The sequence below is a fragment of the Brevundimonas sp. P7753 genome, assembly GCF_013386595.1.
Classification (GTDB): domain Bacteria; phylum Pseudomonadota; class Alphaproteobacteria; order Caulobacterales; family Caulobacteraceae; genus Brevundimonas; species Brevundimonas bullata.
The window spans coordinates 1-20848 of the sequence record NZ_JACARP010000060.1 but is presented as its reverse complement, the minus strand read 5'-3'; the positions used below and the strand labels follow the sequence as shown (position 1 = coordinate 20848).

General features: G+C 68.0%; 21 protein-coding genes. 17 read left to right on the top strand and 4 right to left on the bottom strand.

The window, feature by feature from the left end:
* From HX774_RS12420 to trbB, 3 genes are all read left to right on the top strand, one after another.
* The coding region (locus tag HX774_RS12420) for a type IV secretory system conjugative DNA transfer family protein (RefSeq protein WP_178827188.1) at positions 1–1484 on the top strand (1484 nt) is incomplete at its 5' end.
* Positions 1477–1923 (top strand): hypothetical protein, encoded by a 447-nt coding sequence (locus HX774_RS12415; protein WP_178827185.1) that lies wholly within the window; start codon positions 1477–1479, stop codon positions 1921–1923. The genes HX774_RS12420 and HX774_RS12415, both read left to right, overlap by 8 nt.
* A 4-nt stretch (positions 1924–1927) precedes the next feature.
* Positions 1928–2884, top strand: a complete 957-nt coding sequence (trbB, locus tag HX774_RS12410) for a P-type conjugative transfer ATPase TrbB (RefSeq protein ID WP_178827184.1) — start codon at positions 1928–1930, stop codon at positions 2882–2884.
* A gap of 218 nt (positions 2885–3102) precedes the next feature.
* Here trbB and HX774_RS12405 read toward each other — a convergent pair whose 3' ends face one another.
* On the bottom strand, positions 3103–3324 hold the full coding sequence (locus tag HX774_RS12405; RefSeq protein WP_178827182.1) for a hypothetical protein: 222 nt from the start codon (positions 3322–3324) through the stop codon (positions 3103–3105).
* Between the two features lie 77 nt (positions 3325–3401).
* Positions 3402–4085, bottom strand: coding sequence for a pentapeptide repeat-containing protein (locus tag HX774_RS12400; protein ID WP_178827180.1), 684 nt, complete (start codon positions 4083–4085; stop codon positions 3402–3404).
* 383 nt (positions 4086–4468) lie between these two features.
* Here HX774_RS12400 and HX774_RS12395 point away from each other — a divergent pair, with 383 nt between their 5' ends.
* From HX774_RS12395 to HX774_RS12340, 12 genes are all read left to right on the top strand, one after another.
* Complete coding sequence (locus HX774_RS12395; protein ID WP_178827178.1) at positions 4469–4789, top strand: TrbC/VirB2 family protein; 321 nt, start codon at positions 4469–4471, stop codon at positions 4787–4789.
* Entirely contained in the window at positions 4789–5067 is a 279-nt protein-coding gene (locus HX774_RS12390; RefSeq protein WP_112999810.1) for a VirB3 family type IV secretion system protein, read from the top strand. Before HX774_RS12395 ends, HX774_RS12390 begins: the two co-directional genes overlap by 1 nt.
* A gap of 7 nt (positions 5068–5074) precedes the next feature.
* The gene (trbE, locus tag HX774_RS12385) at positions 5075–7498 is read left to right on the top strand and encodes a conjugal transfer protein TrbE (protein WP_178827176.1); all 2424 of its coding nucleotides are present in this window, start codon (positions 5075–5077) and stop codon (positions 7496–7498) included.
* A gap of 4 nt (positions 7499–7502) precedes the next feature.
* Positions 7503–8186, top strand: coding sequence for a conjugal transfer protein TrbJ (locus HX774_RS12380; RefSeq protein WP_255500434.1), 684 nt, complete (start codon positions 7503–7505; stop codon positions 8184–8186).
* Positions 8187–8198: 12 nt separating this feature from the next.
* Positions 8199–9659: a P-type conjugative transfer protein TrbL gene (gene trbL, locus HX774_RS12375; RefSeq protein WP_178827172.1), complete on the top strand. Its 1461-nt coding sequence runs from the start codon at positions 8199–8201 to the stop codon at positions 9657–9659.
* A 4-nt stretch (positions 9660–9663) separates the two neighbouring features.
* Positions 9664–10347 carry a conjugal transfer protein TrbF gene (gene trbF, locus HX774_RS12370; protein ID WP_112999806.1) on the top strand — a complete coding sequence of 228 codons (684 nt, stop codon included), beginning with the start codon at positions 9664–9666 and terminating at the stop codon, positions 10345–10347.
* The gene (locus HX774_RS12365) at positions 10326–11366 is read left to right on the top strand and encodes a TrbG/VirB9 family P-type conjugative transfer protein (protein WP_112999805.1); all 1041 of its coding nucleotides are present in this window, start codon (positions 10326–10328) and stop codon (positions 11364–11366) included. The genes trbF and HX774_RS12365 overlap by 22 nt, the downstream gene beginning before the upstream one ends.
* On the top strand, positions 11363–12556 hold the full coding sequence (locus tag HX774_RS12360; protein ID WP_112999804.1) for a TrbI/VirB10 family protein: 1194 nt from the start codon (positions 11363–11365) through the stop codon (positions 12554–12556). The genes HX774_RS12365 and HX774_RS12360 overlap by 4 nt, the downstream gene beginning before the upstream one ends.
* Positions 12553–13056 (top strand): S26 family signal peptidase, encoded by a 504-nt coding sequence (locus tag HX774_RS12355; RefSeq protein WP_112999803.1) that lies wholly within the window; start codon positions 12553–12555, stop codon positions 13054–13056. Before HX774_RS12360 ends, HX774_RS12355 begins: the two co-directional genes overlap by 4 nt.
* A 146-nt stretch (positions 13057–13202) precedes the next feature.
* The gene (locus HX774_RS12350; protein ID WP_255500433.1) at positions 13203–13646 is read left to right on the top strand and encodes a lytic transglycosylase domain-containing protein; all 444 of its coding nucleotides are present in this window, start codon (positions 13203–13205) and stop codon (positions 13644–13646) included.
* Positions 13643–13924 (top strand): hypothetical protein, encoded by a 282-nt coding sequence (locus HX774_RS12345; protein ID WP_255500432.1) that lies wholly within the window; start codon positions 13643–13645, stop codon positions 13922–13924. Before HX774_RS12350 ends, HX774_RS12345 begins: the two co-directional genes overlap by 4 nt.
* Positions 13925–14104: 180 nt before the next feature.
* A complete protein-coding gene (locus tag HX774_RS12340; protein ID WP_112999800.1) occupies positions 14105–14524 on the top strand; it encodes an AlpA family transcriptional regulator in 420 nt (139 codons plus the stop codon).
* Positions 14525–15619: 1095 nt separating this feature from the next.
* On the opposite strand, the gene HX774_RS12335 is transcribed toward HX774_RS12340, so the two are convergent.
* Positions 15620–16861, bottom strand: a complete 1242-nt coding sequence (locus tag HX774_RS12335; protein ID WP_178827170.1) for a type II toxin-antitoxin system HipA family toxin — start codon at positions 16859–16861, stop codon at positions 15620–15622.
* Positions 16858–17169, bottom strand: coding sequence for a helix-turn-helix domain-containing protein (locus HX774_RS12330; RefSeq protein WP_255500431.1), 312 nt, complete (start codon positions 17167–17169; stop codon positions 16858–16860). Before HX774_RS12330 ends, HX774_RS12335 begins: the two co-directional genes overlap by 4 nt.
* A 274-nt stretch (positions 17170–17443) precedes the next feature.
* On the opposite strand from HX774_RS12330, the gene HX774_RS12325 reads away from it, so the two are divergent.
* Positions 17444–19612 carry a TonB-dependent receptor gene (locus HX774_RS12325; protein WP_178827168.1) on the top strand — a complete coding sequence of 723 codons (2169 nt, stop codon included), beginning with the start codon at positions 17444–17446 and terminating at the stop codon, positions 19610–19612.
* Positions 19612–20709 carry a PepSY domain-containing protein gene (locus HX774_RS12320; protein ID WP_178827166.1) on the top strand — a complete coding sequence of 366 codons (1098 nt, stop codon included), beginning with the start codon at positions 19612–19614 and terminating at the stop codon, positions 20707–20709. Before HX774_RS12325 ends, HX774_RS12320 begins: the two co-directional genes overlap by 1 nt.
* Positions 20710–20848 lie beyond the last annotated feature (139 nt).

Genomic DNA, 20848 nt, shown 5'->3' with positions numbered 1-20848 from the left:
TGCGGCCGACCCTGGTGACGGGCGGGACGCGCAGCGGCAAGGGCAGGGGGCATGTCGTCCCGAGCCTGTTGAACTGGACCGCCAGCGTCCTCGTCCATGATCCCAAGGGCGAGCTCTGGGCCGTGACGTCCGGTTGGCGAGGGCGGTTTTCGCACGCCCTCTATCTGGCCCCCCGACATGCCGCCTCGGCGCGGTGGAACCCCCTGGCGGAAATCCGGCCCGGGCCGGGTGAACTGGCCCAGGTGCAGCGGCTGGTGGCCATCCTGTCGGACCCGGGCGGGACCCGCGACGAGGAAGCGATCTGGGACAAGGCGGCCTCCGAGATCCTTGAGGCGGTGATCCTGCACGTCCTCTACACGGCCGAGGATCAGGACAAGACGCTGCTGAAGGTCCGGGCGCTGTTGGCTGATCTCGACGAGGCGGCGGACGCCATGCTGAAGACCCTGCATCGGTCTGGGCCTGACGGCGAGCCTGAGGCCCACCCTTTCATCCAGACGGCGGTGAAGGGCTATGCGGCCATGCACGACCGTTTCCGCACCTCCGTCCAGGGCACGGCGCGCTCCTATCTGAAATGGCTGGCGGGCGAGGATGTGGAGCGGGTCCTGTCCGCGTCCGACTTCGCCATGGGCGACCTGATGTGCGCCGAGGCGCCCGTCTCCCTCTACGTCCAGGTCGCGCCCGCCGATGCGGCGGCGCTCCGGCCTCTGGTGCGACTGATCTTCTATGCGGCGGCCCAGGCCCTGACCGCCGAAGAGAAACGCGACGCGGCCGGACGAGACAAGCGCCACAAGTTGCTGATGGTCATGGACGAGTTCCCGCTGCTGGGGCGGCTGGCCTTCTTCGAGAAGGCCCTGCGGCTGATGAGCGGTTACGGGATCAAGGCCCTGTTCGTGGCCCAGTCGCTCAACGACATCGTCGAGACCTACGGGCCCCACAACACCATCCTCGACAACTGCCATGTCTATACGGCCTTCTCGGCGCTGGACCCGCTGACTCAGGACAAGGTGTCGAAGCTGACCGGCTCGGTCAGCGAGACCCGGACCAGTCGCAGCGGACCGTCGGGGTTGGGCGGCGGCCGCAGCAGCGTGTCGCGCTCTGAGGTTGAGAGACCTCTGCTGGAGCCCGGCGAAATCCGGTCCCTGCCGGATGAGCAGCAACTCGTCTTTGTCGCGGGCCAGAGGCCGCTCCGAACCCACAAGCTCTTGTATGACCGGCGCGAGCCGTTTCGCAGCCGCGCCGGCGCGACGCCGCCAGACCAGACGCTCGGGGTCGATGGACCCGGCCGGCCGCCACATCCCTGGCTCGGACGGCGCAGTCTCGGTCGGGACGCCATGGCCAGCCTGCCCCTGTTCAAGGAGGTCGCGGGGGCCATGGACGACAGGAAGGCCGCCTCGCGCGCCGCCGACATCTATGGGCGGGTGGCCCAGGAAATGGCGGCGCAACAGGCGGTCCTGGATCAACTGCAAGGAGGGAGCGATGGCTAGAAGTGAAAAGCTGGCTACGCGCGTGCAAGTCTACCTCAACGACCCCAAGGTGGTGTCGAGCCTCAACCGGGAGGCCCGGGTCGGGCGGATCGCCCTGAGCCAGGCCGCCGGCCAGGCCATTGTCCGCGGACTGCTCCGGCGCCCCGGCGCCGATCCTGACGACCGGCTGCTCAACCTGGAACGCTCGCTGCGCGACCATATGCGATCGACCGGCCGGGACATGCAGATCGTCCAGGAGCTGCTGATCGAGGTGGCCAAGGCCTTCTTCCTGCGCCTGCCCGACGCGGTTGCCGATGAGGATCCGACGGTCCAGGCCGCCGTGGAGCGTCGCATCGAGCGCCTCCTGGACGCGACCGCCGCCCGCATCGTCTCGGGGCGCCGGGAAGGGGAGCGGGCGGCGGTTCCACGCGAGCCTTCGTCGTTCGCACCCGCCAACTAGCGGCATGGCCCCGCATCCGATCATCGCCGAGCGCAAGCTGGAGGCCCTGCGACACGCTCTGGGCGAGACGGTCCTGGCCGCGCTGGAGGCGCCGGACGTAGTGGAAATCCTGGCCAATCCCGATGGCCGACTGGTGCTGGACCGGATCGGCGAGGGACGTCGCGACACGGGGCGGCGCCTGTCGGTCGAGGCCCGTGAGCGAACGATCCGGTTGATCGCCGACTATGTCGGGGAAACGGTCACGCGAGAGGACCCGCGCCTGTCCGGCGTCCTGCCGGGGACCGGGGAGCGGTTCCAGGGCGTCATGCCGCCGGTCTCCGCCGCGCCCGCCTTCTCCATCCGCAAGCGCCCGGCCGTGATCTGGCGGCTGGGGGACTATGTGCGCGACGGGGTGATGAGCGAGAACCAGGCTGCAGCCTTGCGTATCGCGGCAATGGATCGACGCAACTTGCTGATATCTGGCGGAACCGGGTCTGGAAAGACGACCCTGGCCAATGCCGTCCTGGGCGAACCGGCCTTCGCTGACGATCGGGTCTTTCTTATCGAGGACACGCCTGAACTCCAGTGTTCGGCCTGGGACCAGGTGTCCGTTATGACCCGCCGGCAGCCGACGGTCATCGGCGTGGCGGACCTGGTGCGCGACGCTCTGCGCATGCGGCCGGACCGGATCGTCATCGGCGAGATGCGCGACGGGGCGGCCGCCCTCGAGACCCTGAAGAGCTGGAACACCGGACATCCCGGCGGGCTGTCCACGATCCACGCCAACTCCGCCCAAGAGGCCCTGCGTCGCCTGGAGGACCTGATAGGGGAGGTGACGAGCCAGGTCCCGCAGCGGATGATCGGCGAGGCTGTGGATTGCGTCGTCCACATGCAGAGGACGGCGTCAGGCCGTCGGGTCGAGGCCGTGATTTCCGTCGGCGGCTTTGACGGCGATTCCTATCAGACCCAGGTCCTGGCCTGACGGGCGAAGGCGCAAGCGGACATTATTTGCAGCGAAGCTGGAACCCGGATGAAGGCTTCAGGTTGATGGGCTGATCGCCGGATGAAAATCGGACGGTTGAGGTTAGGATCATCGCTCAGAATGGGTGAAGCCCAGCCCCCAATGAAAGCCCGACGCGCACCCCGAAAAGGGCAACGCCGGGCTTTCGCTGTTTCTGGGGCATGCCATCATTCACCTGTTCAGGCGACGATTGCTGTCATCAGCCAGTGCTTGAAGGCGGCTGCGTCAGCGGCGGTCTCGAAAGCGTAATTGTCGCCCTGGGCATAGAACCATCTGTCGCCGGGCCTCTTCTCCAGCCAGGCGATGATCTGGGCTCGTACCTCCGGCCCCCGGTCCGGCATGCTCATGGTGACGGTCTTGCCCTTGGCCTTGGCGTGTTCAATCGGCGTCAGTCGTTTCATCGTCGCGGTAGAGGGCGGTTCGCTGGCTGTGTCGATGCGCGGCTTCCGGTTCTCAACAGCTGCGTCCGGCCTGGGGACTAGATGACCTTCAGACCCAGTTCGGCCAGCAGGGCGCCGGCCTGGGCGCGGGAGATGGTCGCGCCCTTGAAACGTCGGGCGTCGTTTAGCCGGAGCCCGCCGAGATCGGCGCCGCGGAGGTCCGCGCCTTCGAACCGGGCGTCGACTTGGTGGCTGTCGCGCAGGCTGCAGTTGTCCAGCACGGCGTCGCGGAAATCACAGCCGGCCAGGTCGGCGTGACTGAAGTCGACCGTCTCCAGGGTCTGCTTTCTGAAGGAGAAGCCCGCGAGGCGGGCGGAAGCCAGGGTCGTTTCGACGAAACGCGTGCCGACGTGACGCGATCGCGAGAAGTCCGCGCCCGTCAGCTTGCACCCGGTGAAGACCGCCTCCGAGAGGCTGGCGCCGGTGAAGCGGGCGTTGTTGAGGTCGCTGGAACGCCAGGTCGAGGTGTCCAGCCGCGCGGCGGTGAAGTTGGCCATGGCGCCGCGGCACCCGGTAAAACGCGTGTCATCCAGCTGCGCGCCGGTGAAGTCCGTCCCCTTGAAGCTGCAGCGTTCGAACTTCAGGCCGTTCAGGTCGAGATTGGACAGGTCGGCCTCGTCCAGGATGCAGGTCTCCAGGACGAGATCGGCGCCGGCGGCCGACTTGAGCAGGGCGACGAGGTCGGATCGCGAAAGCGTCTGGCCGTCAATTTTGTGGTCCATGGGGCGCCTGAAGGAGTCTGTGGAGCCTCGCGGCTACCACATAGATTGCGGCGGAATTCTGGCGAACTGCGAAGCCGTCTGCAGCCGGACCAGGTCCGGCCTCAGCCGAAAGGGGCCGGACAGGCGCGCCGGTCGGGGAGGGCTTTCGGCCGGAGGCCTGACGGCAGGCGGCTTTCCGGGGAGGTTTCTGCTCCGCAGACGATCCGGCGCCGAGAAGCCCGGCGAAGGCTTGCGGCGATGCGGCTGAAACTCGTGAGAGACTTGTTCAGCAAGTCGTTTTAACTCACAGAAATTGCTTATTATTTTCTATTGACAGCCTGTGGATGGTTTTGCTTGCAATGAGTCGCAACGCGCTGAATGGCGCTGAACTCAGGGAGGCGATCATGAAGCGGAGCGTAGGACGACGCCTGTTCGGCGCAGCATTGGCGAGCGGACTTCTGGCGGCCGGAACGGCTCTGGCGGGCGGGTCGGGCATGCCCTGGGAGGGACCGATCCAGCAGGTGGTCCAGTCGATCACGGGACCCGTGGTCCAGGCCGCGGCCGTGATCGCCGTGGTCCTGTTCGGCGCCGGGGTCGCCATGAGCGAAAGCGGTTCCTCCATGCGAAGGGCTCTGGGCATCCTGTTCGGCCTGACCATCGCCTTCGCGGCCTCGACCTTCTTTCTCGACTTCTTCGGCTTCGCCGGCGGCGTGGAGATCGTCTGATGGCGCGCTTCGCCGATGATCTGCAGCCCGAGGGCTGGAATCTTCCCGTCGCCCAGGCCCTGGTCGAGCCGGTGCTGATGGCCGGCATGCCCCGCGACTACGCCGTGCTTATGGGCACGACGGCCATGGTACTGGGCCTGGCTCTGCGTATCTGGTGGCTCGGCCTGCTGTGGTGGGCCGTGGCTCATGCCGTGGGCCTATGGGCTGCGCGCGCCGACCGGCGCTTCTTCGACGTCCTGCGGCGCCATCTGGCCCTGCCAGGGCATCTGGACGCGTGAGGCTGTCATGCGCTTCCTCGACGAACATCGCCGTCGCCCCGCCAGTCTGGCGGATCATCTGCCCTGGGCCGCCCTGGTCTCGCCGGGCGTGGTTCTGAACAAGGACGGCTCCTTTACGACCGCCTTCAGCTTCAGGGGGCCGGACCTGGAGTCCTCGACGGAAGAGGAGCTGATGGCGGTCCGGGCGCGACTGAACAACGCCCTGAAGCGCCTCGGCACCGGATGGTGTCTGCATGTGGAGGCCTGTCGGCGTCCGGCGGCCGCCTATCCCGAGAGCGAGTTCGAGGCGGAAGCGGCCTGGCTGGTCGACGCCGAACGCCGCGACCGCTTCGAGGACGCCGAGCCGGCCTTCGAGACCGATTTCCGCCTGGCCCTGACCTGGCTGCCGCCGGCCGACGAGACGCGGCGGCTGGAGCGGTGGCTGTTCGACGGCCTGGCCCGGGCCGGACAGGACTGGCGCCAGACCCTGGCGACCTTCCGCCGTGAGGCAGACGTCACCTTCGACCTGTTGGCGGACGCCCTGCCGGAGATCGCGCCGCTGGAGGATGCGGCCCTGCTGACCTGGCTACACGCCTGTGTCTCGCCCAATCCCCATCCGGTACGGCCGCCGGAGACGCCCGTCTTTCTCGACGTCTGGCTGGCCGACGCCGGCCTGACGGGCGGTACCGCGCCGCGCCTTGGCGACCAATGGCTCAGGACGGTGTCCGTGCGGGGCCTGCCCTCGGCGACCCGGCCCGGCCTGCTCGACGGCCTCGGCTCTTTGCCTTTCGCCTATCGCTGGACCGCCCGCTGGATCGGTCTCGACAAGCCCGAGGCCGAGCGGGAGATCGTCAAGCTGCGCAAGCGCTGGTTCTCCAAACGAAAGGGCGTCGGGGCCCTGCTGAGGGAGGCGATCACCCGGGAGGAGCAGCCCCTGATCGACACCGACGCGGCCTCCAAGACGGAGGAATGCGACGGAGCCCTGGAGATGCTCGGGGCCGAGGCCTGCGCCTTCGGCTATCTGACCCTGACCGTCACTGTGCTGGATCCGACGGAGGCGGGGGCGGCCGCCAAGGCCAGGGCCATCGAGGCGGCGCTCAACGCCCAGGGGCTGACCGCGCGGATCGAGGATCTCAATGCGGTGGAGGCCTGGCTCGGATCCTTGCCGGGCGAACCCTATGCCGATGTGCGCCGGCCCCTGGTCTCGACCCTCAATCTGGCCGACCTCCTGCCGGTGTCGGCGGTCTGGGCCGGACCGTCTGGCGACGCCTGCCTGGACGGGCCGCCTCTGGCGGTCGCCCGCACGACCGGCTCCACGCCTTTTCGGCTCGTGCTCCATGTCGGCGACGTTGGCCACGCCATGGTCGTGGGTCCAACAGGCTCCGGCAAGAGCGCGCTCCTGTCCTTTCTGGCCCTGCAGTGGTTTCGCTATCCGGGCGCGAGGGTGGTCTTTTTCGACAAGGGGCGCTCGGCACGCGCGGCGACTTTGGCCGCCGGCGGGCGCTGGACGGCGTTGGAACCGGGCGCGGCCTTCTCCCTTCAGCCCCTTGCCGGGATCGACCGTGAGGACGAACGCGCCTGGGCCGCAGAATGGATCGCCGAGACGGTGCGCCAGGCCGGGCTGGAGCCGACGCCGCGGGTACGGGAGGAGATCTGGGCGGCCCTGGCGGGGCTCAGCGAGGCGCCTGCTGAGCAGAGGACGCTGACCGTCTTCTGCGCCCTGGTGCAGAACAAGGCCGTGGCGGCGGGGCTTGAGGCCTTGACCCTGAAGGGGCCGCACGGCGCCCTTCTGGACGGGGCAGGCGGGAGCCAGGCGCCGAGCCGGTTCGACACCTTCGAGCTCGAGGCCCTGATGGCGACGCCCTCGGCGGTCGCGCCTGTGCTCTCGGCTCTGTTCCACCATCTCGAACGGAGTTTCGACGGCCGACCGACCCTGCTGGTGCTGGACGAGGCCTGGTTGTTTCTCGACGAGACGGCCTTTGCGGCCAAGATCCGCGAATGGCTGAAGACCCTGCGCAAGAAGCGCGTCGCCGTGGTCTTTGCGACCCAGAGCCTGGACGACGTGGCGGCGTCGCCGATCGCCGCCACCCTCATCGAGTCCTGCCCGACCCAGGTCTTCCTGCCCAATCCCCGAGCGCTCGAGCCATCGTCCGCCGAACTCTACCGGGGGTTTGGCCTGAACCGGCGGCAGTTGGAGCTGATCGCCTTCGCCGCGCCCAAGCGCGCCTACTACTGGCGTCAGCCCCAGGGACGACGGCTGTTCGACCTGCGGCTGTCGGGCGTGGCCCTGGCCCTTTGCGGGGCAGGATCACCCGAGGACCAGGCCCTCATCGACGCCGTGCTTTCGCGATCCGGCGAGGCCGGCTTCGCTCGTGAATTCCTCAAAGCCAAGGGAGTGCGACATGTGGATTCCGTTTTTGACGCCTTCGCTGCGCCGCTGGCGGCCGAATAGCCGCTTGAGCCTGGTCGCTGCTGTTGCGGTTCTGATGTCGGCTGATCCGACGCAGGCCCAGCAGGTCGTATTCGACCCACGCAACCACATGGAGAACGCGCTCCAGGCGGCGCGCCAGCTCGAGAGCCTCGCCAACGAGGCGCGGAGCCTGGCGGCCTCGCCCTACAGCCATCTGGTCCAGAACAGCCAGGCGCTGCAGGACATGGCCGAGTTGGCCCGGACGGCTCGAGGCCTGGCGACCTCGGTGGACGGGTTGGAGCGGCAGTTCGCGGACCTCTATCCCGAGGACCTGTCGGGGACCGACGCCCTGGATATGCTGGAACAGAGCCGTGGTCGGACCGCCAATGCACGACGCACGGCCGAGGATCTTGCCCGGACAGCCGCCGATCTGGAACGGCTGGGGCAGGGGCGCGGCCAGCGTCTCTCCGGGGCGCTGACTGCGAGCCAGTCCGCCCAGGGCCAGACGGCCGCCGTCCAGTCGTCCAACCAGATGCTGGCGGTCCTGGCCGAGGACCTGGCCGCCCTGCGGGTCATCATGCTGGCCCAGGCCCGGCTCCTGTCTGAGGGGGCGGCGCGGGACGCCGCCGAGCGGACGGCGGGGGCTGAAGCGCGTCGCCGGATGTGGGCGCGGCCGGCCGCCGTCCCGAACCCGCCGGCCTTCGACCCGCTGTCGAACGCGCGGAACTGAGGGAGCAGGGCGATGGCGGCATCCGTCGGCGTGGAGACCCCCAACGAGCTGATGACGGTCTTCTCCAATACGGTCTCGGCGGGGTTCAGCGCGCTGCAGGGCCCGGTCAATGGCGTCTTTGGGCTGATGATCGCCCTGGTCGTGGCCCTGACCGGCATCCAGTGGGCCCTGTCCTCCAACCGCGAAGTCCTGGCGTCCGGCTTCGGCAAGATCCTGCTGATCGGCGCCTTCGCCTGGCTGATCAACGACTGGCAGGCCCTGTCGGAGACCATCTACGCGGGTTTCCTCGAACTGGGGCTGACGGCCGGCGGGGGCGATCTCAGCCGGGCCGACTTCCTCAATCCCGGCGCCATCCTCGCGGAAGGCTGGCGGATCGTGAAGGCTCTGGGCGACACGCCGGCGCCGGTCGAGAATCCGCTCGACATCGCCGGCAACCTGACCGACGCCCTGATCCTGGGCCTGGCCATGATCGGCATCATGCTGGCCTTCGCCGTCCTGGCCCTGCAGATCATCGTCTCCCTGGTCGAGTTCAAGATCGTGACCCTGGGCGGCTTCATCCTTCTGCCCTTCGGCATATGGAGCAAGTCCGCCTTCCTGGCCGAACGGCCGCTGGGCTATGTCGTCTCGTCTGGGCTCAAGGTCCTGGCCCTGGCCATCGTGGTGTCGGGCGCGCGCACCGTCTTCGACCAGCTCCAGCCTTCGGCCAATCCCGACATCTATGAAGCCCTGACCATTCTGGTCGCCGCCATCCTCCTGGCCATGCTGGCCCTCTTCATTCCCAACCTGGCCTCGGCCCTCGTGACCGGCGGGCCGGCCCTGGGCGCGGGCGCGCTTGTGACCGGCGGACTGGCGGTCGGCGGTGCAGGTCTCCTGGCGGGCGCGGGTCTGGTCGCGACCGGCGGGGCCGCCGCGCGCCTGGCTGGGCCGGCGCGCGCCGCCTCAGGTGCGGGGGCAGGGCGCTCGACGCCGCCATCTGGTTCGGGCTCGCCCTCGTCCCCGTCTTCGCCTTCATCGCCCTCGCCTTCACCAACGTCGCCCAGGCCTGGCGGGCCGGCGCGCGCCTCCAATGACAACCCGTCACCGTCGGGACCGAGATCCGCGCCTGGAGGGACCGGCGTCAGCGAGGCCCAGCGGGCCTGGTCTCCGGATGCCGGCCCGCAGCAGGAAACGTCTTCGGCTGCGGAGGCGCGCCCGGCATCGACGTCGGGGAAGGACGCAGCGGGCGAGATGCCGGGTCCGATGGGTGGTTCAGGCCCGGCTCGAAAGCCCGAAACCATCGCCCGCGAGGCGGAAACGGCGCGGCGGGATTTCCACCGCGCGGCGGCGGAGGGCGGCGCCCCGGCGAGGGGCAGGCGTCAGGGTCGATCCGCAGCCCTTCAGGCCTTCTTCGTCGCCAACGCCGGACGCGGCCTGATGCCGTCGGGCGAGACCAGCGGCGTCCTGTCGCCCTCCCTCAAGACCGAGGAGCCCTGAGATCATGCATCCCTTCTTCCGACCCCGGCGGGCGCTGAGCTCCGCCCCGGACTCCACTCCCTATCAGCGGGCCGGCCAGGTCTGGGACGACCGCATGGGCCTGTCCCTGGCCCATGCCCGCAACTGGCGGCGCATGGCCCTGGCCAATCTGGTACTGGCCGGTTTCCTCGGCGCGGGCTGGTGGGTCCAGGCCGAGCGGGCCGTGGTCTTGCCCTTCGTGGTGGAGGTGTCGGACTGGGGCGAGACCCAGAGGATCACCGCCATCGGCGGCCGCTACGAGCCCAGCGAGGCCCAGGTCGGCCATGCGCTCAGTGGCTGGATCCGCGACGTCCGCTCCAAGAGCATCGACCCCATCGTCATCCGGCAGAACTGGCTGCGGGCCTATGACCTGATGACGCCGCGCGCCGCCGCCTTCCTCAATGCCTGGGCCCAGACCCACGACCCCTTCGTCGACGCCGGTCGGGAGGCGGTCAATGTCGAGGTCCTCAACGTCGTGCGCCGCACCGAGCGGACCTACGACCTGCAATGGCGCGAGACCCGCTTCGTGAACGGCCAGCAGGCCGGGAGCGAACGCTGGCGGGCCCTGATCACCACTGGACTCCAGCCGCCCCGCACCGAGGCCGAGCTGATGAAGAACCCCCTGGGACTGAAGATCGAGGACGTATCATGGACCCCCGACGCCTCCTGAAGCCGACCTTGACCCTGGCCGCAGGCCTGCTGATGTCCGGCTGCGCTATGCTGCCGGGCGTGGATGATGAGGGCCTGTGGTCTGGTGCGGCACCTGAGCAGGCGGTCGCAGCGCCCCATGTTCTGGACGCCGTTGCCGAAGAGGCCGCGCCCGTCGAAAGCGCCACGGCCGTTCCCTATCTCTCTGTGGCGAGCCGGGCGCCGGCTGAAGATCAGTCGCCGCACGCCCCCGCGCCGTCGCCGGCGCCGGCGCCGACGCCGACCGGGCGGGCCGCGATCGCCCGCGCCAACCAGGCGGCGCGCGCGCCGTCCCGCGCGGACGGTTTCGTCGGCGGGGTTCAGCTCTTCGCCTGGTCGCCGGGGCGGGTGTTCGAGATCTGGACGGCGCCCCTGCGCGTCACCACCCTGACGCTCGGAGAGGGCGAGGTCCTGGTCTCCAAGGCCGCCGGCGACACGGTCCGCTGGCAGATTGGCGAAGTCGCCTCGGGAACGGGAGCGGCGCTCCGGACCCATGTCCTGCTGAAGCCGCTCGAGCGCGGGCTGGAGACCAACCTGGTCCTGACCACCAATCGCCGCGTCTATCTGCTGGACCTCAAGAGCGGGGCGGCTGACGCCTTCAACGCGGCTGTGGCCTGGGATGAGGTTGCGCCGGTCGGATCTGGGGCGGGGCCTGAGACTGACAACGATGAACCGAAAGGCCCCGACCCGCTCGTGACGCCGCAAGGGCCGCTCGACGCGCGCTACCGCATCGAACCCCGGGGGCGGCGGGCGCGCTGGACGCCGTCGTCGGTCTTCAACGATGGACTGCGCACCTTCATTTCCTTCGACGCCGACCTGCAGGTCGACGAGGCGCCAGTGCTGTTCGTGCTGACGCCGGAAGGCGAAGCCCAGCTGGTCAACTACCGCCAGCAGGGCGGGATGTTTGTGGTCGACCGCCTGTTCGACCGCGCCGAACTGCGCCTTGGGGATCGCCGCCCTCAGGTCGTGCGGATCCATCGTCTGGCCGGAGCAGTCCGATGAACGGGCCGAAGAACGGGCCTGACACGTCTGGCCTGTCCGCGACGGAGGGGCCGCAGCCGAAAGAGCCGGCGCCGGGTCTGTCCCTGCGCGCGCCGCGGCCGCCGGTGATCCGGCTGCGCAGATCGGTCGTCCAGGTCATGGTCATGGGCGGCGTGGTTCTGGTGGGAGGCTCCCTGGCCTGGGCCTTCGTGATCCAGCCCGAGCTTCGCGCCAATGCGCAGGAGCGGGCGATCGAGAACCGTCCGGACAATGGGCGGGGCGTGGTGCGGCCGACCGAGGTCGTCACCCGCCAGCCGTCCAGCTACGACCGCCTGCCGGAACCTCGGGGCGGGGCGGCGCCGGAAGCCGCCGATCCGCCGTCTGCGGCGACGCCGGCCTCCGTCTATCCTGCGCAGGCCTATCGTCCGCCGCCGGCGCCGAGGTCCATGGCGGCTGCCGGCGCGGACCAGGCGGCGCGCTCGGCCCTGTTCTTCGATGCAGGGAGGGGCGGAGGTTCGTCGGCAGAGGGGGCCGCGTCGTCGACGCCGGGATCAGGCGAGGGCTCGGCGGTGAACGGACGGCGGGGCTCCGCATACAACGAGAACGCCCTGGTCGCGCCCCTGTCGCCCTTCGAGCTCAAGGCCGGCACCGTGGTCCCTGCCGCCCTGCTGACCGGCGTCGACACCGCCCGCGCGGGGCCGGTCGTCGCCATGGTGACCCAGAACGTCTTTGATACGGTGAGCGGACGGCACCTGCTGGTGCCCCAGGGCACGCGGCTGATCGGTCGTCATGAGGGTGAAAGCGCCTATGGCGACCGGCGGGCCTTTCTCGTTTGGGATCGCCTCATCCTGCCGAACGGCAAGAGCCTGATCCTCGGCGGCGAACCCGGCGTGGACGCCCAGGGGGCGGTCGGCGTGCGCGGACAGGTCGACCGGCGCCTGTTTCCCCTCCTGGTCGGGACCCTCTTCGCGGGAGCCATCACCACGCTCGGACAGATCGCCCGGGACGAAGGCGGCGGGAGCGATGGAGGGCGGGGTTCAGGCGGCTGGCTCGGCGACGCCGGGGATGCGGCCGCGATCGAGGGCGCCCAGGTGGGCGGCCGTCTGGTGGATCGCGAACTGGAAGTCCGACCCTCCATACGCCTTCGGCCTGGTGCGCCGGTCCGGGTGCTGATCACCCGCGACGTGATCCTGGAGGCCTACAGGCCATGAGGCGCCGAACATTCCAGCGGTGGGTTGCGCCGGTGGCGGCGGCCGGCCTTTTCGGCGTGGCTCTGATCGTCGGGGACGACTGGCCGGACTGGATCCTGGTGAATGAAAGTCCGAGCGTGCCGCCTGGTCTCTATTTCCGCACACGCGCGACGGCGGAGCGCGGCGCACTCGTGGCGATCGCCCAGCCGGCGGCGGCGCGATCCTATCTGAAGCACCTCGGGATGCCGCACGACGTCCTCCTGCTCAAGCGCGTCGCAGCCGTAGAAGGCGACCGGGTCTGCGCCGGGTTCGGAATAGTCCGGACGCCAGGGCGACGGGTGCGAACGCTCGATCGTGATCGCCAGGGCGCGGCCTTGCCGGTCTGGCGCGATTGTCGCCGTCTGGCGCGCGACGAACTCTTCCTGCTCGGCGACACGCCGGGAAGTTTCGACAGCCGTTATTTCGGCCCTGTCCTGCGAGGGGAGGCGGTGGGGGTCTATCGGGAGGTTCTGACATGGTGAGACTGGTTTTTGCGGCGGCGCTTCTTCTGAGCGCGCCGGCTGCAGCCTCGGCCCAGGATATAGACTGGAGCCGGGCCGGGGGCGATCTGTTCGGACGTCCCTTTGCGGCGCAGGCGGCGGAGCCTGAGGACGGGGATGATCTTCGCTTGGCGCCGTTGACCCAGCCGTTCGGCGACGCCGTGGCCGCCGCAGCCGCGCGTCACGGTCTGGACCCGAAGCTGCTTCACGCTCTCGTAATGACGGAAAGCGCCTACCGATCGAATGCTGTCTCCCCGGCGGGAGCGGCGGGCCTCACGCAACTCATGCCCGCGACAGCGCGGGAGCTCGGCGTCGAGGATCGCTTCGACCCGGTTGAGAACCTGCGTGGCGGAGCGGACTATCTGGCGCGCCAGCTCAGGCGTTTTCAGGACGTCAGGCTAGCCCTGGCTGCGTTTAACGCCGGGCCGGCCAGAGTAGCCTCCCTCGGGCGCGTTCCTCGCATCAGGGAGACGGAGGAATATGTTGAATCTGTTATTGAATGCTATCTCGCCTTGAGCGCCGGCCGGGTCGTCGTGAACGCCCGGCAGTGTCGGCGGGAGGGCGCGCCATGATCCCTGATGCCTCGGGCGATGACGCCATGGTTCCGCAGGGCGACGATGATCTGCTGACGCGTGCGGAGGCCTCGGCCTTCCTGGCGCTTCTGGGGATCCGGCTCAAGCCCGCCACGCTCGCGCGCCTCTGGTCAACGGCGTCCAACGGTCCGCCGTGCCGCCACATCCGCTCCAGGCCCTTCTACCCGCGCGGACTGCTGCGGGAATGGGCGAGGGCCCAGATCACCGAGGTGAGGACCGGCGCGCCTCCGGCGGCGAGGGGCCGCGGTCGTGCGTGAGATAGACAGCATCGATCATACGACGCTGGACCGACTGCTCGCGGATCCGTCGACGAGCTTCGCCCTGAAGGCTGTGATCGAGACATGGGCTGACCGGGATTGCCTGGATGCAGAGCATGACGCCCGTCTTCTGCATACGGCTCTTGTCAGGAAGGTCGACCATCGCCTGGGTCTGGCGCCATGAACTTCCGGGTGGATGGAGAATCCATCGAGTCAGGAGGGCCGGAGGACCGGTTGCTGCCCTGGAGGCGTGTCCAGGATATCGCGGGCATCAGTCGGTCCACGGCCTGGCGGATGCAGCGGATCGGAGAATTTCCGACGCCCGTGACCGTTTCGCCGGGCCGGGTGGGATGGTGGGAGAGCGAGTTGACGGCCTGGAAGGGCGCGCGGGGGACGACAAGGGCGCTGGTCCCGCCTTCGAGGCCTCGGCTGCCTGGCATGCCGCGTCGGGCGCCCGGACGTTCCTCACCGGCGGCGTCGAATGGAGGGTGCGAACGGGAAGAAATTTCAGAGAGCCTGGTGAATGGGCCGGTGCGGCGGCCTGAACGAAAACGGCGCGCCCGCCCGGTCCACGTCGATCAGATCGACTTCGGCTTCTAGGCGAACAGGCTTTGCCTTAAGAAGACAATGTGGAGGCGACCGACCTCGCCTCCACGGACAGTTCGGACCGTCTCTCGCCGAGCGGGCCGAACTGTCATGCCCGGTTGTGCGACGCCATCAAGAGTCTGGCGCCTCTCGCGATAGCACCGCTGAATGACACGCGGACCCTGTCACAGCGGAGCCTGCGAGAACGGTCAGGACAGTCTTGCTGGTCTTCCACGCTAATCTGGCAGCAGTGTTGGATGAGATTTCGCGGTTCTGATGGCTGCATCAACGGCATCGACGCTGAAATCGAAACGACCGGCGTCCTGTCCGGCGCAGAGCATCTGCCATGCTCCGTCACATCGAACCACAACGATGCGAGTGACGCCGGGTGCTGTCGACATAGAGACTCCGCGAAGACGCTCTGGAACATCGGTGGGAGGCGCGCTCAGGATCATGCGGGTTCGGACGAGTCCGACTGCAGTCACTTCTAACTACAGAAAGGTGCGGAGTTCGGGTCCAAGGGCCCTGGTCAGCGCGGCGGAACTTCGACGAATAGTCCGCGTTCCGTGGATTCCTCCCCCCAGGTCGGGAGGGCGACGGTCCGACCATCGCGCCTTTGGCCCCCCTGTTGGCGCGCTGGTCGGACCGTTTCTATTCGCTGCACATGTCGTTAAATCCGTGGGCGTTATTGGCCTGGCGGTAGCGTGGGGTCTCGGGGGTTCCGGGCGGCGGAGGTGATGGCGATGGCGAAGTATGCGCCCTTGGTGCGGTATCTGCGGCGGCAGCGGACACCGGAAGTGACGCTGACCTTTCGTGATATCGAGAGGATTGTCGGAGGCCTTCTGCCAAAAGCGTCCTCTGACCTGGAATGGTGGCGGGCGGAGGCTGCTGCTTCAGCACCGCCGCAGAAGCGCGCCTTTGCTGAAGCGGGTTTCACTCCCAAGCCAGAAATCAGATCCGAGCGGGTCTTATTCGTTCGCGCTGCCTCCACGTCCCTGCACGGATCTCAAGCCGCCGGATGATCTTGCTCCGTGGAGAAGATGTTCGTAGCGCCTGAGGCTCGAGCCCGAACTTCAGGGGGCGCCGGGACGCCCCTATATCGCCCATGGTTCACTTGAACCGGTCCAGACGTTCGCCGATCAACTTGATGTTGGTCCTGGTCACGCCATGGGCCTCGGCGAGGTCGGGCCAGTCGCGCACAGCTTCGCGCGTCTGGTCGATGATTTCGTTCACCGGCGCCTTCTTGAGCCCAGCCGTTTCGCCGAGCCGCTGCAGATGTTCGACAGAGGGGTTTCGGCCTTCGCCCATCACCATCGTCGTCTGTTCGGCCCCGGGACCGGAGGAGAAGGTCAGGTCATAGGCCGGCGATAGTCGCCATTCGCCTTGCGCATTCATGAGGAAGGTGAAGTTCTTGGCGTGATCGTCTCGATTGTGGGCGATGACGTTGAAGGCGGCGAGACGAAACATCTTCTCGACTTCGCGCACGTCGTGGGTCAGGCGCGTGGTCAACGCTACGAGGGCTTCGTAGTCCAGCGAAGGAATCCGGTGGTCGGCGTGAAGCAGGCCCGAGGCCGTGTGGGCGTGCAAACGCTGGTCCCCATCCCGATCAAAGCGACGGGTGGCGAAGTAGGCGGAGCCCCTGCCGGTGGTGAGGAGACGCGTCTCCGTCATCTCGACCCCGGCTGCGGTCGCCATGCGAGCGTAGGCGAATTCGATGGCTCCGGCGTCCTTGCCGTCATGGCTGTTGGGAAACTTGACCAACCAGTGATCATAGCCGTCGGGGAGTGATCGTGCGCCGTGCAACACCTCCCCCGATGCCGTGTTGAAACCGATCATCGCTTTCGGCCGCGCGCCCGCCGACGAGCCGTTAAGGGCGATAAGGTCGGCCAGAACCTCATCCGCCTGCCCCTCGAGCACCTCCTGGGCCTGGTCGGCGATCCGGTCGAGTTCGAGCGTCTGGGCGGCCGCCGCCTCCTCTGGCGTGAGGTCGGGCTCGTAAGTCAGGGCGCCCATGCCATGGGCGCCCACGTGAGCCAACCGGTCGAGCGGGCTGATCTGTTCCGGGAGAAGGCCCTGGACGCGCAAGGCGCGATCGAACAGGAGACGGCCCCAGCCGTCGGGCAGGCTGTCATTGAAGGCGCCCGGCAAGCCTTCAAACAGGGCGGTATCGGTCGTCTGCAGGCCCGGTCGCAAGGGCAGGCTGAGCGGTGAAATTTCGACGGCGTTCGCGATGAAATCGGCGTCGTACTCGAAATAGATTCTGCGATCGCGCGCGGCCAATCGGCCGACGCGGGTTGCGCCTCCGCCGAAATCCAGGCCGACAGCCACTGCGGCTACGGGTGAAAGGTTCATGTGCGCCATCCGTTCTTCCGCCTGGAGCGAGGGGCATCCTTCAAGACCTCGTCAATCGAGGCGAACGTCAACGCTTCTGGTTTGGCCGCCTCGATGGTCGCCTCAAGGCCGCCGACAATGGAGAGCAGCTTCACCAGAGCTTCAGTGGAGCCCAGCCCGGTACGCTCGAATTTACGCAGCGTCCCCAGAGGCACGCCGGATCGCGCGGAAAGACCAGCCTGGGTGAAGCCCATCGCCAGTCGGCGCTCACGGATATTCCCACCGAGCTTCTCAAGGGCGCGGACAGGGGTAAGAAGTGATATCATCATAACGAAAATAGACGATTTTTATAAATAATGATATCATTCTATCACTATCCAAGGTGCTCGCGAAGTCGATCGCTGAAGCGGACCCGTATCCTGCAGTTCGATGCCTGTGAAACTGATCGCTGCAACACACTCGGCGAAGGTCCACTTAGCGGCAATGACCCAATGTCTGCCCCTGGCGCAGGCCGGTCGTCATTCGCTGAAGATTCAGTTAGGAATTTTATTGCAAGTCGCTCGCAATTGCATTTAAGCGGCGGGGCCTTCTTCAGGAGCCCCCATGCCTCTCTTCTCGTCCCTTCCGCCGCTGCGCCGATCCTCGGGCCTTGTCGCCGTCTCGGTCCTGCTGGCCGGGACCGCCTTCGCCTCGACCGCCGCCGCCCAGACGGCGCGGCAGGAGCAAGCGGCCAGTTCCGTCGAGGATGTGGTGGTCACTGCGGCCCGGACCAATCTGCCGGCCAGCGCCCTGCCGATGACGGTCGAGGTGATCGACCGCAAGGCCTTGGCCGAGCAGGTGGCTATCAGCGGTTCGGTGATCGACGCCGTTGCGACCCTGTCGCCGTCCTTCTCGCCGACGCGGCAGAAGCTGACCGGCTCGGGCGAGAGCCTGCGCGGCCGGTCGCCGCTCTTCGCCATCAACGGCATCCCGCAGTCGACGCCGATCCGTGACGGTTCGCGCGACGGCTATACGATCGATCCCTTCTTCATCGACCGGGTGGAGCTGATCTACGGCTCCAACGCCCTGCAGGGCATCGGGGCCACGGGCGGGGTGGTCAATCAGGTGACGGTCGGAGCCCCGACCGAAGACGGCCTCACGGGCCGGATGCTGGCCCAGGTCTCGAGCGCGGGCGGGCCGGAAGGCGACGGCGTCGGGGCCAAGTTGGGCGGTCTGGCCGCCTATCGCCACGGTGACTTCGACGGTGTTTTCGGCGTGGCTTTCGACCAACGCGGCGCCTTCTATGACGCCAACGGCCGCCGCGTCGGCGTCGACAACACCCAGGGCGAGGTGCAGGATTCCAAGGCCCTGTCCTTCTTCGGCCGCTTCGGCTGGAACCTGACCGATACGGTGCGCCTCGACCTGCTCGCCAACCGTTTCGAACTGAAGGGCGACGGCGACTATGTGGCGGTGGCGGGCAATCGCCTCATCGGCCGTCCGACCAGCAGCGTGCGCGGTCAAGTCCAGGGCGAGCCTGCCGCAAACCGGGTCGAGACCGTCTCGGCCTCGCTGACCGACAGCGATCTGGCCGGCGGCGACTTCAGCGCCCAGGTTTTCTTCAACCGCACGCGCGACACCTTCGGCGGCGACCGCTCGGCCACCTTCCAGGACGCGAGTATCGCTCCCATCGGGACCCTGTTCGACCAGTCGTCGAACCGGTCGCGCAAGCTGGGCGCGCGCGCCAGCTATGAACGGGCCGTGCCGGGCGTGCCAGGGCTGACCGCGACCCTGGGTCTGGACGCCATGAAGGACCGCACCGAGCAGTTGATGATCGCCACCAACCGCGCCTGGGTGCCGCCGACCGAGTTCCAGAGCGTGGCGCCCTTCGTCCAGGCCAATATGCGGCTGTTTGACGGCCGGGTGCGCCTGGCCGGCGGCGTGCGCCAGGAAAACGTCGAACTGTCGATCGACGACTTCACCACCCTGGCCTCCTATGGTTCGCGCCGGGTCACGGGAGGCAAGCCCAAGTTCGAGGCCACCCTGGTCAACGGCGGCGTGGTCTATGAACCGCTGGATGGCGTGCGCGCCTATGTCAGCTACGCCGAGGGCTACACCGTGCCTGACGTGGGTCGCATCCTGCGCTCCATCAACGTCGACGGGGTCACGGTCGAGGGCTTCCTCGACATCAGTCCGGTCGTCTCGGACAATCAGGAGATCGGGCTGGAGGTGAAGCGCGGTCCGTTCGAAGCCGGGGCGACCTACTTCTGGTCCTCGTCGGACCTGGGTCAGTTCCTCGTTCGCAACGCCGACGGCGTCTATGACGTCCAGCGCCAGGCCGTCGAGATCGAGGGGCTGGAGCTCAACCTGCGCGCCCGCACCCCGATCGAGGGGCTGACGGTTTCGACCGGCTACGCCCGCCTGCGCGGCCAGACCGACACCAACGACGACGGCCGGGTGGACCGGGACCTGGACGGCGCCAACATCTCGCCGGACCGCATCAACGCCGCCGCCGTCTACGCCAACGGCCCGCTGTCGGCGCGCCTGCAGGTCCAGGCCTATCTGGCGCGTGATTTCGAGGGCGGCGACGTGCGCAACAATTTCGAAGGCTACACCGTGGCGGACGCCTACCTGCGCTATGACTTCGCCTTCGGCGGGGTGTCGCTGGCGGTGCAGAACCTCTTCAACGAGGACTATGTGACCTATAGCTCCGACACCAGCAATCCGGCCGACAACCTGCGCTACTTCGCCGGTCGGGGCCGTTCCTTCACCCTCGGGTGGGACCGTCGCTTCTGATGCGTCTGGTTCGACTGGCGCATCGCTGGACCGGGGGGCTGATCGGCCTGCTGCTGTTCGTCCTGGGGCTGACCGGGACGGTCCTGGTGTTTAAGGACGACTGGCTGCGCCTGGTCGTACCCCACGCCGCAGAGGCGCGGGTTTCGGACCCAAGTGCTATTGGCGCGGCGCTGGATCAGGCGTTCGCGGCGCCGGACCGTCCGCGTTCGGTCATCCTGGCCTCTGATAGTCTGGGCGTCCTCCGACTGAACTATGAGGACAAGACGCGCGGCGCCTACGCCGCCCAGTCGGGCGCGGTCGTAGCGCGCTGGGAAAGCCTGTGGGCGCGGCCGGAGCTGTGGCTGTTCGACCTGCACCACTATCTGCTGATCGGCGACACGGGAAAAACCATCGCCGGGATCGCGGGCCTGGCGGGTCTGGGCTTTGTCGTCACCGGGGTGATCCTGTGGTGGCCCACGCGGCGCACCTTCGTCTTTGCGGTCATGCCGAGGGCGTGGAAGCGCCCAGGGATCGTCAAGCATCATCGCGACATGGGCGTGTGGAGCGCGCCGGTCCTGGCCGTCGTCCTGACGACCGGGGCGATCGTGGCCCTATCGCCCCTGTATGACGGATTGGCCCAGGCCTTGTCGCCGGGCGCCGACCTGAAGGCGGTCATGGCCCAGCCGGAACATGAAGGGGGGGTGTTGTCCGCCGATCTGGACTGGCCGGCTATGATGACGGCGGCCCAGGCCCGCTTCCCTGACGCCGAGGCGCGCATCGTCTCCCTGCCAACCAAACAGGGCGGTCTGATTGGCCTGCGGATGCGGCGGACGGCGGAATGGCTGCCCAACGGCCGGACCCAGGTCTGGTTCGATCCCGCCGATGGACGGATTGTCGGAACACGCGACGCCATGGGGCTGCCTCTTGGGCTGCGGGTCATTAACGCCCAGTACCCGATCCACGCCGCCAAGGTCGGGGGGCTGGCCTATCGACTTGTGGTCGCCGCCTCCGGGTTGGCGCTGACCCTGCTGGGATCGCTGGCGGTCTTCACCTTCTGGTCCAACCCGAGCGGACTGCCGAAACGGCGACGCCCAAGCCCAAGTGCGCGGCGTGTCTAAGAGGTTGGGGCGGGAAGAGGTTCGCCAGACTGACACGGGCAGAGGAGAGGATCCTACGGTGAGGGTCTATCTCGCTCGAAGCGACGGTCCGCCTCCAGGCGTTCAGCCAATGTCCGCTACTGATGCTGTGGACGGCTCT

Coding starts and splice junctions, on each gene's coding strand:
- HX774_RS12415 (WP_178827185.1), top strand. CDS start 1,477: ATGGCTAGAAGTGAAAAGCTGGCTACGCGCGTGCAAGTCTACCTCAAC.
- trbB (WP_178827184.1), top strand. CDS start 1,928: ATGGCCCCGCATCCGATCATCGCCGAGCGCAAGCTGGAGGCCCTGCGA.
- HX774_RS12405 (WP_178827182.1), bottom strand. CDS start 3,324: ATGAAACGACTGACGCCGATTGAACACGCCAAGGCCAAGGGCAAGACC.
- HX774_RS12400 (WP_178827180.1), bottom strand. CDS start 4,085: ATGGACCACAAAATTGACGGCCAGACGCTTTCGCGATCCGACCTCGTC.
- HX774_RS12395 (WP_178827178.1), top strand. CDS start 4,469: ATGAAGCGGAGCGTAGGACGACGCCTGTTCGGCGCAGCATTGGCGAGC.
- HX774_RS12390 (WP_112999810.1), top strand. CDS start 4,789: ATGGCGCGCTTCGCCGATGATCTGCAGCCCGAGGGCTGGAATCTTCCC.
- trbE (WP_178827176.1), top strand. CDS start 5,075: ATGCGCTTCCTCGACGAACATCGCCGTCGCCCCGCCAGTCTGGCGGAT.
- trbL (WP_178827172.1), top strand. CDS start 8,199: ATGGCGGCATCCGTCGGCGTGGAGACCCCCAACGAGCTGATGACGGTC.
- trbF (WP_112999806.1), top strand. CDS start 9,664: ATGCATCCCTTCTTCCGACCCCGGCGGGCGCTGAGCTCCGCCCCGGAC.
- HX774_RS12365 (WP_112999805.1), top strand. CDS start 10,326: ATGGACCCCCGACGCCTCCTGAAGCCGACCTTGACCCTGGCCGCAGGC.
- HX774_RS12360 (WP_112999804.1), top strand. CDS start 11,363: ATGAACGGGCCGAAGAACGGGCCTGACACGTCTGGCCTGTCCGCGACG.
- HX774_RS12355 (WP_112999803.1), top strand. CDS start 12,553: ATGAGGCGCCGAACATTCCAGCGGTGGGTTGCGCCGGTGGCGGCGGCC.
- HX774_RS12345 (WP_255500432.1), top strand. CDS start 13,643: ATGATCCCTGATGCCTCGGGCGATGACGCCATGGTTCCGCAGGGCGAC.
- HX774_RS12340 (WP_112999800.1), top strand. CDS start 14,105: ATGAACTTCCGGGTGGATGGAGAATCCATCGAGTCAGGAGGGCCGGAG.
- HX774_RS12335 (WP_178827170.1), bottom strand. CDS start 16,861: ATGAACCTTTCACCCGTAGCCGCAGTGGCTGTCGGCCTGGATTTCGGC.
- HX774_RS12330 (WP_255500431.1), bottom strand. CDS start 17,169: ATGATGATATCACTTCTTACCCCTGTCCGCGCCCTTGAGAAGCTCGGT.
- HX774_RS12325 (WP_178827168.1), top strand. CDS start 17,444: ATGCCTCTCTTCTCGTCCCTTCCGCCGCTGCGCCGATCCTCGGGCCTT.
- HX774_RS12320 (WP_178827166.1), top strand. CDS start 19,612: ATGCGTCTGGTTCGACTGGCGCATCGCTGGACCGGGGGGCTGATCGGC.